Origin of the sequence: Maribacter sp. Asnod2-G09, assembly GCF_045063795.1 — a bacterium.
Classification (GTDB): domain Bacteria; phylum Bacteroidota; class Bacteroidia; order Flavobacteriales; family Flavobacteriaceae; genus Maribacter.
In genome coordinates, this window is the sequence record NZ_JBEFOA010000004.1 from 20331 (window position 1) to 34891 (window position 14561).

The following is a 14561-nucleotide window of genomic DNA, read 5'->3' on the forward strand; positions in this document are numbered from 1 at the left end:
ATCTGAATTAACTTTTGCTCATATAAACTAGTACTATAGCTGATTATACAATGAAAAAATTTCTATTCGTATTACTCTTCATCATCAGTTCTTATGCTAGTTATTCGCAAGAATTTAAAACGGGACTTATTATGCCAAATAATGAGTTTAAGTTATGTTGTATCTACATACCTAGTTCTGGCTTAAAAATTTATGATAAACCAAATGGAGCTATTCAAGGCAATATTCATTTAGGTAAAGCAGACAGCAATAATGAATTTTACACCGCCTTTATTGAAAAAAACGGAGATGAAACTCCACTAGAATCCTCTAATCTAGAAATGGTCGGTTATGAAACAATGGCTTTAGTATTTGTCGACTCAGTTAATGGCTTTGTAAAGCTTAACAATGGATACTGGATAAGTATTGAAGAAGTAACATCAAAAAATTTAAATTTAATTTCTTGGATGAATTATGCCATTGAGAAAAACAGTGAATGGTATGCTGATGCTACAGGGCTAAATTTAAGAGAAGGTCCATCGACCGACTTTAATAAAATAGTGACTCTAAAAGGAGACCTATTCGGCATAACACTGACAAATGAAAAGAAAGGGAAATGGAGTAAAGTAAATGTCAAGGAATATCGAAAACACCCTTGTTCTGGTGAAGACAATCTAGTTATAGAAACTTATACCGGTTGGATCAAACTGATTTCAGAACAAGAAACGCTTAATGTTTGGACCTATGAAAAGGGATGCTAAAAAACTATACACAACTATTTTGTAAAAAATAATCACTCTTAATTTTTAAGAGTACTTAAGATTTTGACAGAAAGCCTAGAGAAGTGGTTCAAGCCTTTACCCTATCAATTATTTACACTAATTATAAAATGAATTTTATAGCATATATAGTATTTGCATTGTTTGTAATAAGCATTCTTATTTTCTTAAAATATCGAATAGCTACATCTAGAAAAACAACTGGAGAATCTGAAGTGAAATATAAAGTAATTGAAATAGGAAAGAATGACTTTTTTAGATATTCATTCGAAAATTTATTCGGAAATAAAAGAGTCTACTTAAAAGAAAAATTAGAAAATATAGAGTGGCTTTATGTTTCTAAAAAAGATTATAACCTCCTTTGCCCAGATAGTCCATTGAAAATGAAAGAAGCGAATCATACCATAAAAATTAAATACGAAACTCAACAATTAATTTTTGGAGGTTATGGTCTAGCTAAAATTATTTCACATGAAATGATCAACAAAAAACCTGAAGTATCAAAATCTTAGTCATAGTGTAAACGTATACAACGATTTATGAAAAAATTACAAATCCTCGTCTTAGTAGTTTCTTTTTGCATTTCTTGCAAAAACAACTCAAATAAAAATATAGAAAGTGATGTTAATAATACCTCTTCTGAATCTGTTGGAATGGAACATACAATAAATCCAGAAGCTGAAGTAATCTCTCCACTAACCAAAGCAACTAAAAAAGAGAAAGTTACTGTTGTATCAGTAGAAGAAGCTCTTATTATGCCCAGTGATTATTTGACAACTGCCATGACGGTAAATACAAAAGAAGATAAACAATTGGTTTTTTTAGATTCTTATGGCTTTGAATCTTTAATTGGAAAAGAAATTACAATCGAGTATGAAGTTATAGCCAGCTCAAAATTATTAGTCTGTTTCAATTGTTCATCATATTCAAAAGAGATAGCATTATATGACATTACAGCTTGGCATACAGAAATTGAATATGTGGACTTACAATTAAAAAAATACGTTGAAGATGAGTATATAATACCTAGCTCTACTTTTTTAATGCTTGATAAAACTGGTGAAACTGAAATTTATCATTCTAATGATAATGAGATGATTCTTGATAGCGTTAAAATGAAAAGCTCTTTTTATACCTATGGGATAGTGACAAAATTACATCCTGTTTTAAAAAATAAAGCTGAACTAGAGTTACTTATAAAATAACTCCCTTTTCAAAATTTAAGGATTTTAAAAAAAACTAACAGATGCCAATAGCAAAAACCAATAAAATTCTAATAATTAATTATTCATTATTAATCATATTAAACATTACCAACAAATACATAGGTGAAGTGGTTTACATACCGAGTGTTTACCTTAATACTTTCAAATATATAATTGGTTTGTATATTTTAATAAGGAGCATTATTGGCGTTAGGGTTGGAATAAATGAATTAAAAACTAAAGGGAAAATTGTTCTTATAGGAATAATTGGTAATTCGATTTTAATTCTACTACTTTTAATTACAATAGTTTATGGTATACGGTATGTTATAAACCAATAGCTGCATACATGTTTCCCCTATTAATTTCATTAAAGATTAAGAACAAGAAATTACTCTTGGTAATTCGATAAATAAAACAGGAATAAGATGCATTCAGAACTTCATCAAAAGCTAAAGAATGGCGGATTTAAAATTGTAAAAAGTCGAAACCAATTCGAAATCTCTAAAAAATTAGTAGAGCGATATACAAACATACCTGCTGAATATCTTTTATTCTTAAAAAGCTTTGAAACCATCGCTAATTCTTCAGACACAGCTTGGTTCAACTCCGTACAAGATTTTAACGAGCAGTCTGATAATGAATACAAATGGAAAGAATTTGAAATTTTAAGTCTAGAATGGAGCGAAGATGATGATGATGAACTTGTGAATGTAGCTGAATTTTGGAACCATCATATTCCCATACTATTATCAGTAAAAGATGGATTTCAATTTTTAGCCATTAGCCTTGCAAATGAAAATTACGGAGAAATTGTTCATGGTCAAGAGCCCGTTTTTGAAGAGGTTACAAAGATTTGCAATAACTTCAATGAGCTAATCAATTTGTTAGCGAATAATAAACTGCAAAATCTCATTTAAAAATGGAATATGAAATTTAAATGGAATACACTTACAGAAACTATCGATAAAAAATTAAAATCTTAATCATTTTGAGAAAAATTTTATACATCATTTTAATTCTTATATCGTCTTGTAAAGAGAGTCAAAAAATAAGTGAAACCATAGAAGAAAAATTTCATCTCCCTAAATCAGAGTATGTTATTCTAACACATAAACAAGATTGGTTTTGGGTATTTAGTAATAAAAATCAAGCTGAAATCACTCCTTCTAAATTATCAGAATCAGAATTAATTACTATTGAAAAAATAGTAACTATTGCAATTAATAACAGTAATAAAGCTCAAAAAAAGAAATTACTTGAGCATAATCATAATTATCCAAAAGATGTAAAAACTAAAACAGGTTATGAGATTAATTTAGATAAATATCAAAGGCAGTACGTTCCTATTTTAAATGCGTTGGGTGAAAAAGAGGTATGGGTAAATTTCTTTTGCAAAACCAGTCCCTCAGATAAATGGCATACTAATCTAGTATCTGTCGAAGATGGTGGAAATTGCTACTTCAACATTAAAATTAATCTAAACGCAAAAAAATATTATGACTTTGACATTAATCGTAGTATCTAATAAATGTAACATACCTTAAGTTTTCCTTTTTAAAGTCCACAATACTATAAATTCAACGTAAGTCCAAAACTTACATTCGACGAACGGTTGTCTTCTAAAGTCGAATTAAAATTGATTACGGAGTAATTATAAAGCGCCGAAAAACTTATTCTTTTTGTTAGAGGCATTTCTGCTTTAAACTGACTAAGAATTCTATGATTGCTAATATTTCGATATAATGGTTGAAAGTAAAATGTACCGGTTATATCTAAATTATACTTTTTAAAATTCTGATTTAAAGAGATATAGCTACTATTTCTATGATTGTAGAATTTCTGATCAGAATCATCTACAGATTCAATTTCATAAATGTAAGAGTTACCAAAATAGGCAAGTGAACCATTTTTGGAGAACAACTTTAAACGTAAACCAGCACCTAATAAATTTCGTTCAGATATGGTTAATTTTTGATTATTCTGATTTTGAATAAAGGCTTCAAAACGAATTACCTCAGTCAATTTTTGATTAAACCTCGCATGTAAAAAATATGAATTCTGAAAATCTTCATCTTTAGATCGTATAAGGTTTACATTACCGATAAAGAAGTAAATGCTATTGAGGTTCTTAGACTTAAACTGTGTGGTAACATTTGAACTTATCTGAAGAATATAATCCCCATTATTATCAGTATAATTGAAAAGCAAGTCGCTATTTAAAACAAACCGTAAAGAGTCGGTATGCATACGTTTAGACTCAATATTCACCAACTGAGCCTCGACAGAAAAGCTTAAAAAGAATATAAAAACACAGCAAATAGATGTAATAAAACTTAAGGTCAATTTCATGAAGGGTGATATATATCGCTTTAGATAGTCGCTTGTAATTTATTTTGCAAAACTATTACTAAATACGTTCTAAGAAAAGCTTAAAAAATATCAGACATACAAACTGAAGCTAAATATCACATTTAAAATTAATAATTCAACCCATATATACTCACAAGGATAAAAGCGATATCTAATACTAGAAGTTAAAACCTAAACTAAATACCAGCCTATTGCCATCACCACCATGATAGAAACCTAAATTACCTGTTAAGGTGCTAAATCCAGATATCCAAACCGATCCTCCGTAATCATTATGCCATTTTGTAGCGTTATCATTATCTGACCATACACGACCATAATCAAACCCAGCACTTACACCCATTTGTAACGGTATAAAATTCGTTTTAAAGCGCGTTACACCAACCCTAAGGTCTGTACTTTGGTAAAAAGCAGACTTACCATTAAATCGTTCATTTCTATAAGCCCTTAAACTTGTGTTACCACCTATTACGGCACCATGATAAAATTCGTAGGTATCACCAATAATAGCTTCCCCGGCTAATTTAGTAGCTATTACCGCAATGCCACTTGGATGCAATGGATAGGTTAAGGCTATTGATGGTTTTATATAAGCAAAACTGTTATCAAATCCGTTAATACTAGATTTATAACCTGCTGCTATATCAGCAGACATGGCACGACTAGGGAAGGCTGGGTTATTCTGGTTTTTATACCCATACCCTACTTCACCCGACAAATACAATTGCTGCTCATACACGTCATTATCCGCAGCAAATGCTTGACCAACCAAACGTTCGTCGTCATTAGATACCTCAAAAGATTCTAATGCAGATCTAAAATAATAACTACTACTTTCACTCTTGTGAACTAGGTAAGGAGAAATCTTCCATTGTCTTATACGTACTCTATTAAAATCTCTGTCCAAATCAGAATCATAAGTTGACTCATTGCCTTCACCGAAATAATTCATGGTAAAATTCGGACTCCCATATCTTGCATCGAAACCTAAATTCCAGTTATAAAAAACTTGTGCAAATTCCGCATTATAATCGATTGCAAATCCGTTTGTAGCAAAGAAATATTCAGCACCAATGGTATGTTGCGATTTAAACGGATTATTAGCCAAACCATAGGTTGTAAAACGGTCTTTTAATCCGATTCTAAATCCGGTATCACCATCAAAACCTATACTCGGAAAAACAATGTTCTCATTATATTTTCTTTTCTGATAGTCATACGTATTAATGTCATAAGAATCTGTAAGCCATTTTTTAGACTTAGCATTTACAATGGTGTTGTTCTTGCTCTTAAAGTCATAAAGCTTCACTCTTTTTGTATTCTTAAAATCATAGGTATCGTTTTTCTTTCCTCCTATCGTTTTAATATTTATCAAATCTTTTCCATCTCCATCAACAGTAAACGTGTCTTTACCATCTAAACCGTAAACCCAAATTTCTTTGGTTTGCTTTGCATTGTAGGTATTCTTAAAAACTACGGTGTCCTTAGAAATAGAAATATCAGTTTCACCATTTGGTTTTCTAGTTATTAAAAAATTATCATCGTCTTCTGTACCAATAATAATTTCGAAATTATTAAGGTATTCGTAGTAAGATTTAGCAATACTTTGTAAACCATCTCTGCGCGATTTTAAGTTCTTTTTAATCTCATCAATACTATTGTCTTGGGCTGCTTTTGGTAAGGTATTAAAAGCGGCATCTATTTCTGCATCAGTTAAATTTTCTTGAATAAAATCTACCTGCTTCTTCCAATCGTTCCACTTCGCATTTTTTATAAAGGTTTTATCCATCGGATAACCAGAAAGATTAAACCATTTTACATTTTTAACGTCTGCATCATAGCTTTCCATTTTACGAAGCAACGGAAAAGTAAATTTTAACATGCCAATAATGGTTCCGTCATATTTTGGAAAAGCCTGATCCCAATCACGAGGTATAGCTTCGTATCTCTTTTTACCGTCTTCAGTTTTAAATTGTGCCCAACGCCATTGATCTTGGTGGCGATCCCAGTTACCAACCAGCATATCAAATAAACGAGCACGAATAAAACTTGGCTCATCTACATATGAATCTTTAGATTCCATCAACTCAAAACGTAAATCTGTAGTACTAATAATATCATCTGGGCTACCAAAGGTTTCAAAGTCTTTGTTCTCACCACCTGCGTGTTCCTCGAACATAAATAGCGCATCGCCATAATCTTCATTATAAATACCTAATCCTTTTTGTTTAGGTACGTAGTATATTTTTGGGTTTGAATGAAGCACGTCTAATGTCTCAGACAAGTCATTCATAGCAAACTGTGCATATGGATGTGCTGTGGTATAAAAATCCATCAAATAGCGTTCTGCAACCGTATTATCAAGATAATCTTCAACGTAATGATTATTGATCGCATTGGTCTGTAGAAAACGTAATGCGCTTTTACGCAATGCACGTAAGGTATACTCATTTTCATTGTCATCTATAAACCTCAATGATCTTGATTGCGTACCACCACCTTCAGAAATTGGTCTTACATTATTGGGCAGCGCATCTATTTGTAATACCGGCGCTTCAATCTCTTTACTATAAAGATTTCTATAGTGGTCGCCCCACATCCATTTATAGAATTCTTTTTTCTCAGTCTCTTCTTTCGTATAAATAGAAGCCTTTGCTGTAGTTGCATTTATTTTATTAGGATAAGAAACATCGTCTAAAGAAAGGCGCTCTCTTTTAATCTTTTTGGTAAAAGCAACTTCTGATGCTCCATTTTCTATTTCAACTAAATCAACTTCGGTACTACCATCTTTATAAACGGTTAACTTGGCATACCCATTGGCACTAGACTCCAAATGTTCTTCTTTAGATGCTCTTGCTTTGTCTATTTTGCCTACTGCACCACTTATAATTTGAGGAATACCATCATCTTCTAAATATTGTAAATTTCGGTCTTTACCTGATACAAATATGACATCGTTAAACTGACTTGCTATGGTTTCTAATCGCCCCCTTAAATTTCTATTTTCTTTATTTTGGTAAGACTCCGGAGTAAAGCCACCCATTTTATTCGCCATAGAAATTTTGGTATTGCTCATTACAGGCTGGTAAACTGCTACAATCACCGTTTTGCCTTGGCTATCTTTTAGGTCATCTTTAAACTCCGCAAAAAACTGATCTCTAGTCTTGATTTCACATTTTTGATTGATATATGGGTGATTATCCCAATCTTCTAAAAACCATTGAGAATCGACCATTTCTAAAACGACATCATCATTAATAGTTTCTCGTTCTAACGGGCAACCATCGTTGGGCCAAAATTTAGCTTTACTATTATCTTGCAAGAAAGATTCTAAATCATCAATACTTTGTGGTGCTCCTTTTAGCCATTCATTTTCTCCGGGCGTTAAAATAACGCTACCATTAAAATCATCCCATAATTGCATCAAAGGTTTCAAATACGCTTTAGTTGCATCTTGATGCTTCTCTTTTGCAGAAAAACCATCCTTATTGACAACGTTGCCAATAAGCAGCAAAGTTGCATTGCTATCGTTCTTAGAAGCCGTGTTAATTTCGTTCAATACTTTCTTTGCCTCTTCAAATGAAACATTACCTATGTTAGAAGTAATATAGAAAGAATGAGACACCTCGTTTTTAGAATTCGGCTTTAGCTCATCTGCATTTTGCGAAAAAATGGTACAGTGACCTATAAGGAATACTAAGAAAATGATTTTTGAACGCATGAAATTATATTTGTTTTTCTGATGGATGAAAATATTGTCAGCCTTTATAAGCATATCAACTTGGTTGTAATTATTAAGTATGATAAACAGTATACTTTTAAATAGAATCGATACTAATTACCACTATACCACGTAATATAAAATTACGCAAAAGGCAGCGCTAAGCCAGTATGATTACTACGCAAAAATAGGAAGCTCATAAATAGCAAATTAACTCAATTGGGAATTTAAGTAACCATAAAAACAACCTACACTCCTACCCTATTATTTTGAGAAAAGGTTTGTGTATTTTTGATGCTGTAAATGGACTGAAAATAAACTAGAAATTACCTTTTAAGATTACACTTCACTAATGCAGAATTTAAAAACTCACTACCACCCAGACGTTGTGTCATTAGATAATAAATCTATTTTCACCAGACTTGCCACAAGAAGTATTGCCGTACAGGGCGATTCTATTTTATTGCTCTATACAGCCCGTTATGAAGATTACAGTCTACCAGGTGGTGGTTTAGACGATGGTGAAGATAAAATTAAAGGTATGATTCGCGAACTTAGTGAAGAAACCGGAGCGTTAGAGGTAAGAAACATACAACCCTTTGGCATTTATGAAGAATATAGACCATGGCACAAGCCAGATTTTGACATTCAACATATGATTTCTTATTGCTACACCTGTGAAATTAACACAACGCTTGGCGCATCTAAAATGGAGCATTACGAAATTAAAAATGGCATGACCGCCAAATGGGTCAACATTTACGAAGCCATAGCCCATAACAAGAAAACCATGCTTGAAAGTGCTAAAAAAGGGATGTCTATTGAAAGAGAAACTTTTCTTTTAGAGCTATTGGCCAAGCAAATGAAATAAATGACCAATGTTTGGCATTTTAAAAACTCATACACCTCTCTAATCTATTAAATAATACCAATTAAATGAAACTTCACTTATTAGGGTTTATAGTATTAAGCATAGCCACCCAATCCTTATATGGGCAAACTACCCGCCAGCAAGAAGCGGCAGAAGATTTCTATAAAAACAAAAAACTAACCAACACCAATTCTTGGTACTGGTTATTTGGACCTTCTAATAGCCAAGAAGATAATGATAAATACAGTATTGTAAATTGGGATTTAGAAGATGGTGGCTGGTATTCTGGTCAGGGAAGCAACGAAGATTATAACGGTTATGGCATTCAACATAAACCTAAAGAGAATAGCTATGTCTTCAGTAACTGGAAAAATACGAGCCCGAATGGAATGACCTTGGCACAAAGTTTAGATTATAGCTTTATGGGCACTTATGAAAAAGAAGAGAAAAACGGATTTGGTATTACCAAATGGTCCAACTACAAGCCTTTTAGCAATGAAAACTACAAAAATGTAATAAAATACGTAGGAGAATATAAAGATGGAATTTGGAGCGGCTACGGAATCATTTATTTTAGAAATGGCACCTATAAATCAGGTATTTTTATAGAAAGTATACTAAGCAAAGAGTTACCAAAAATTGAAGTATTAGAAGCCTTAGGGTTTTAAACTATTTTGTCATTTGTAAAAACAAAAAAAGGCAGCAATATTAAATTGCTGCCTTTTTCTTCATAAACAAAGAACCTACTCAATACCCTGAGCATCGCTAATAACACGATCAATGAAATCTGTATTGATATATAGAAGCCTAGCTAGGTTATATAATACATTGACTTCGCTATCGTCTATATGACCATCTGCATAAGATATAATAGATAGATCTCTAAGAATATTCAGTTTTTGCATTACAGAAAGAACAATATGTAAGTCATGTGTAAGCTCTTGTACCTCGCTGATCATTTCATCTTCTGTAAGCCCTTTAATAGTCATCATACAATTAGCAAATACTTTAGGCGCAACAATACTACTTAAAGCTTGTATTTCAGAATCATCAACCACACCATCTGCATTTGATATTAAATAACCACCTAAGAACATTAATCGTTGAATTTTCTCTGAATGCTCACCTTCTTCTTCTAAGTTCTCTGGCTCCATTAACGACATTATTCGTTTAATTTCAACCTCCATTGCCTCTTCTGTAATTTCACCCGTAATACTATCGTTAAATGCGGCATAGGTTTCACTTTTATTGAACAACTCTAAAGCTTTTATACGCAATGGACTAAAAGGATGACTACTATACCAATCTGATGGATCGTGATTAGCATCATTCAAAACTTCTTCTAAATCAACAAACTGCTCTATATATGAATTTAATTGAAAGTCTAAAGAATCGGTAGTTACGCCAGAAGATAATTTAAAGAATGTACGCCCCACAGCCTCAAAATCTTGGCAACATAAGAGTCCGGCTCTATCGGCACTAATTTCTGCATTTCTGTTCCATGCGTATAATTTCATTGCATGTATGGGTGCCAAATCATTTTCTCCCGCATCTAATATTTGCCTTACCGGGTAATCAAAATGCTCAAAAAGAACGTGTCCGATTTCATGACCTACTACAAAAATTAATTCCTCTTTAGAAAAACGCTCTAAAATACCTGAGGATAAAATAATGTATAGTTTATTCTCATCTGGTGGATAACAAGATGCGTTGAACATATCGCTTTGGTATACAAAAAACTCAATGTCGGCTTTTAGTTTTAAAACATTCTTGCAATGCTCCCCTATTTCATGAAGCATAGGTGCTAAGGTTTTTGTCAACCTTAAACTAGATTTTAATAAGTGTTTTCTAGACTTAAACTTGCCACTGTTCTGGTTGACTTTTTCTAGTGTTTTTTGTATTAATTCATCTTGCTGAAAGGCGATAACATAATCTCTATCACCATCATAAACCAATAAGTTTAAATTGATATCAGCTCTTTTATTGGTATAAATTTCTGGTTCTCCAGCTACAGTTGCCTTATGATTTAGCGCATTTATCTCTTCTATCTTAGTTGTATATTCAGTTGCCAACTCTGTAGTTACATTTTGAAAAACCACACTAGCTTCTTGTATTTTCTCTAAGTTACCAGATGCCTGTGCATCATTCAATTCGGTCAACATTCTTTCTTGTGCGGCGTTAATAGCAGCTTGATGTTCCTTTTCTAAATCTGTTAATGTTTGTGATGTATATGACATAATTTGCTTAGGCTTGAGTTAATAAATTAGTATTAGAAATTTTCATTAATTTTCCTTTTAAATCAAATATTCCTAAAATTTGATCTTCTCCTTTTTTCGCTACAAGATTATTACCTGGCAACTCTACATCATAGCCTTTAGCTGTTAGATAAAAGTATAGGCTAAACTTATGAGGAAAAGTATATTCTGATGTTACTTTTGAAATATAAGAGCAAATGGAGTCAGCTGTATTTTTAGCTTTACTGTCTGCCTCTGAAGATTTAATGGTTACATAAACTATTACACCTTTAAAAGCTAAGGGTACGTAACAGCTTTCTCCTATAGATGCAGTTGCAATTGTTGCAAAAAAGGCGCCGGGATCACTTTCTACAGCAAACTTAGGTGTAGTAAAATCACTTATATTCAAGGCTTTACCAAATGCTTTTACTGCTAATGAAGTCTGTAAATATGTTTCAGATATTCCGCTTTGAGTATTTGCCCATGCCCACATCCAACTTTTTTCATTCTCTGAATACGTACCAAATATTTGAATATCAAAGACTTTATCTTCTCCGAAGGTCAGTTTACCTTCAGCCATATCACAGCTCCAGTCCAACCCTTTGACCATTTCATTAAAAACCTCTTGTTTCTCTATAGATGTCACAAAAGATCGGTTGTACATTTCATTAATGTCGATTGTTTTCTCTTGAGTATTTTCAGTGGTTTCATTTTCTGTACTCTCGGTAGATGCAGCACTAGTATTTGAATTTCCGCTTTCAGCGAAATCTTCTAATTTATCTTCTAATAAAGCAACAATTCTAGCTGTGCGATTATCTACCCTATCCGCATTGATTACCGGACTATGATCAATTTTTAAAACACCATCTTCAAAAGTTATGGCGCGCTCCTCGTTATGATGATCATTTTCATTAGTAATGACTACTTTTTTTAATCCAGCTTTTAAAAGTTCAACACCCATTTCATCTACACAAATTGCTTTAAAAGCTTCAATTATTGGTAGAAAATATATTTTAGGAAACGTATCGTTATACAAATGAGAAAAACGATCTTCCTGTAAAGTATCCCATTGAATCTCTATGGCTACATTATAACCTGCAGCTGCATAAATATCAGCTTCTAATGCTGGGTATAAATCGTTCTCAAATGCTTTAATAATTCTTTTTTCTTTTAATCCCATGATGGTTTAATTTTAATTATTGATAAGTGATTTTTTGTTTGTTTATAATACTTGAAGAAGCTTTTCTTCAAAAACCTCAGATAGCTTTACTGGCAAAGCCTTGTGTATCGCTAAAGTGATGATGAGTTGTTTATTAGTGATTTGAAGTTGTACTGTTTCACCTTGTTTTAAGGCTATACTATACACACCTTGCCAAGCTTCTTTACCTAAAATATCTTTGGTAATTTGATGTACTGCAATAGAAAGTGCAGTAAAGACATCCTTTACATTTAATCTATTGTTCAGCTCATCTACAGAAATACTTTCTATGTTGAATTCTTGTATTTGATTGCCTAATTCACTTTGCGCACTCTGCAACCAACGTTTAAGCTGTAAAACCGTTAGGTTTTCATCTGTAGAAGACATAGGTCTACTAATGGCACCTTTTGATAATTCTACCACCATTTTCTTGGGTTGTTTTATAATAACAACCGACATACGGTGAATGTTAAAATATGACACCTGTTCATCTTGCGTAAGTATGCATACAGATTTTAGGTGACCATCTTCCTTAGAAATATCTAGAATTACACCTTCTAAATAGGTGCCATTATCCAATGAAATACCTACAAGAATATCTTCTTCTTTTTTAAAAACTGACAACAGTATTTCTTCTGGCGTTTGGGCTACAAACGCTTTATAATATGATTTTTCCATGATAAAAAGGGGTTATGATTCTACTATTAGATATTGATAATCTTCTGGCAGTTGTTTTGATAAATAAAGCTGGGTATTCTCTTCAGCAATAGTCTTGTAATCGAAATATCGATACGTTTCAAGCACTAAATCTGGATAGGTCATTTTAACCAACCCCATACCAACACCTTCAGTTAAAGGGTTGTTTTCAGTGGCGTCTTTTCGTGGCTCATGCTTTTCAAAGGCTATGTAAAATGTGTTCAAACATTTTTGATGTACCCAAATGTTATTTAGGTAAATAGGTGTACCTGGTTTAGAGAATTCTTTTTGTAAAACCTGATCAATATAGTCTGCTTTTGCAGAACCATAATTGTTAGTAATAATAGCATTGTGTTTGTACCTAAATGAATCACCAATATCATCAATAGTATGAGGTTTTACTATCAGCTCATAAAAACCTTTACGCTCGCCTTTCAGCTTAAAATTTATATGCCCATCTAAGCTCCAAGCCTCAGGGTACTTAGTTACAAGTCCGCATATTTTAGTTGAAAAATATTCAAAATCGGCGAGCGTAGGTTCAGCTTCTAGACTTAAATCTAATGTATGGTTAAAGACATCAACTTCTATGTTCAGCACATCGTCTTGCAACAATTCATGCAGTTGTTTTTCTAAAACAATTACTTCTTCTTGATAGCGTGTTAAAGACTCAATACTTCTATCATTACTAGCATGATAAGGAAAATGCAAATTTTTATTTTTCGCATCCCATTCGAAAGCGATAATAATCTCTGTATTTTCTTTAAGTTCTAATTCTACCCGGTATAAATGAGGGTTCATGTTAGCAGCATTAAAGTTTCTTTTAAAAGTCAGAATTTCATACTTGTCGTCATGAAACTCATGTAGATGCGCTACAAAGTCTCTTTTCGCTTTTACATCAGACAGTTTAAAGCTCAAGACAAACAATAAAATTACAACTACAACAACGCAAACAATAAATTTGAACATAGCCCTATTTTTAACCGATTTTACTTTAGATGATACTAGTCGCTATAAATTATTCTCTAATAATTCTGATAGTACCGTAGTACGTTCTTCTACCTTTTCGGCATTAATAATCGGACTATGATCGATAATTAAGATACCATCAGAAAAAGTGAATCCGTTTTTAGGGTTGTGGTGGTCTTTGGTATTTGTAATTCGTATTTCTTTTAAGCTTTCTACTAAAGCCTCTTTACCCAAATCATCTGCAGTAATTGATTTTAAAGCAGCTATAAGCGGTAAGAAATAAATTTTTGGATAAGAGTCATTGTAAAGATGCATGAAGCGATCTTCAAATAAAGTTTCCCATTCAATGTTTAAAGGAACATCAAATCCTGCGGCTTCAATAATTTGAGCTTTTAACTGTGGAAATTGTTCTTCTTGAAAAGTCTTTGTAAAACGGTTTTCTTTTAATCCCATGATGTATATTTTTAAGGGTTATTTGTTTATTTACCTCAAAATTATAGCTTGTATAGGGTGATATTGAATCCGTTTTATAAGTGCAT

Annotated in this window: 14 protein-coding genes; 7 read left to right on the forward strand and 7 right to left on the reverse strand. The window is 32.4% G+C overall.

Annotation, left to right across the window (positions count from 1 at the left end; translation table 11 throughout):
• The first annotated feature begins 50 nt into the window (after positions 1-50).
• The 5 genes from ACJJVT_RS07260 (at position 51) to ACJJVT_RS07280 (ending at position 3491) form a co-directional block, all read left to right on the forward strand.
• A complete protein-coding gene (locus ACJJVT_RS07260; RefSeq protein WP_405397573.1) occupies positions 51-740 on the forward strand; it encodes a hypothetical protein in 690 nt (229 codons plus the stop codon).
• A gap of 128 nt (positions 741-868) precedes the next feature.
• Complete coding sequence (locus ACJJVT_RS07265) at positions 869-1270, forward strand: hypothetical protein (RefSeq protein WP_405397575.1); 402 nt, start codon at positions 869-871, stop codon at positions 1268-1270.
• A gap of 27 nt (positions 1271-1297) precedes the next feature.
• Positions 1298-1963 carry a hypothetical protein gene (locus tag ACJJVT_RS07270; protein ID WP_405397577.1) on the forward strand — a complete coding sequence of 222 codons (666 nt, stop codon included), beginning with the start codon at positions 1298-1300 and terminating at the stop codon, positions 1961-1963.
• Positions 1964-2391: 428 nt separating this feature from the next.
• The gene (locus ACJJVT_RS07275; RefSeq protein WP_405397578.1) at positions 2392-2883 is read left to right on the forward strand and encodes a hypothetical protein; all 492 of its coding nucleotides are present in this window, start codon (positions 2392-2394) and stop codon (positions 2881-2883) included.
• A gap of 71 nt (positions 2884-2954) precedes the next feature.
• Positions 2955-3491, forward strand: a complete 537-nt coding sequence (locus ACJJVT_RS07280; protein WP_405397579.1) for a hypothetical protein — start codon at positions 2955-2957, stop codon at positions 3489-3491.
• Positions 3492-3535: 44 nt separating this feature from the next.
• On the opposite strand, the gene ACJJVT_RS07285 is transcribed toward ACJJVT_RS07280, so the two are convergent.
• Both ACJJVT_RS07285 and ACJJVT_RS07290 read right to left on the reverse strand, forming a co-directional pair.
• Positions 3536-4315 carry a DUF481 domain-containing protein gene (locus tag ACJJVT_RS07285; protein ID WP_405397580.1) on the reverse strand — a complete coding sequence of 260 codons (780 nt, stop codon included), beginning with the start codon at positions 4313-4315 and terminating at the stop codon, positions 3536-3538.
• Positions 4316-4493: 178 nt separating this feature from the next.
• Complete coding sequence (locus tag ACJJVT_RS07290) at positions 4494-8057, reverse strand: metallophosphatase (protein WP_405397581.1); 3564 nt, start codon at positions 8055-8057, stop codon at positions 4494-4496.
• 352 nt (positions 8058-8409) lie between these two features.
• Between ACJJVT_RS07290 and ACJJVT_RS07295 the strand changes: the two genes are divergently transcribed.
• Together ACJJVT_RS07295 and ACJJVT_RS07300 are read left to right on the forward strand one after the other, a co-directional pair.
• Positions 8410-8928, forward strand: coding sequence for an NUDIX hydrolase (locus tag ACJJVT_RS07295; RefSeq protein ID WP_405397583.1), 519 nt, complete (start codon positions 8410-8412; stop codon positions 8926-8928).
• Positions 8929-8993: 65 nt separating this feature from the next.
• Positions 8994-9596 (forward strand): hypothetical protein, encoded by a 603-nt coding sequence (locus tag ACJJVT_RS07300; protein ID WP_405397585.1) that lies wholly within the window; start codon positions 8994-8996, stop codon positions 9594-9596.
• A gap of 75 nt (positions 9597-9671) precedes the next feature.
• Here the strand turns inward: ACJJVT_RS07300 and ACJJVT_RS07305 are convergent, their stop codons facing one another.
• From ACJJVT_RS07305 to ACJJVT_RS07325, 5 genes are read right to left on the reverse strand one after another with little or no spacing between them, the layout of a single operon-like run.
• Complete coding sequence (locus tag ACJJVT_RS07305) at positions 9672-11165, reverse strand: M48 family metalloprotease (RefSeq protein WP_405397587.1); 1494 nt, start codon at positions 11163-11165, stop codon at positions 9672-9674.
• Positions 11166-11172: 7 nt separating this feature from the next.
• Positions 11173-12342 (reverse strand): DUF6882 domain-containing protein, encoded by a 1170-nt coding sequence (locus ACJJVT_RS07310; RefSeq protein ID WP_405397588.1) that lies wholly within the window; start codon positions 12340-12342, stop codon positions 11173-11175.
• A gap of 42 nt (positions 12343-12384) precedes the next feature.
• Positions 12385-13038, reverse strand: coding sequence for a hypothetical protein (locus tag ACJJVT_RS07315; RefSeq protein ID WP_405397590.1), 654 nt, complete (start codon positions 13036-13038; stop codon positions 12385-12387).
• 12 nt (positions 13039-13050) lie between these two features.
• On the reverse strand, positions 13051-14022 hold the full coding sequence (locus ACJJVT_RS07320) for a hypothetical protein (protein ID WP_405397591.1): 972 nt from the start codon (positions 14020-14022) through the stop codon (positions 13051-13053).
• 42 nt (positions 14023-14064) lie between these two features.
• Positions 14065-14475 (reverse strand): hypothetical protein, encoded by a 411-nt coding sequence (locus ACJJVT_RS07325; protein ID WP_405397593.1) that lies wholly within the window; start codon positions 14473-14475, stop codon positions 14065-14067.
• Between the last annotated feature and the right edge of the window lie 86 nt (positions 14476-14561).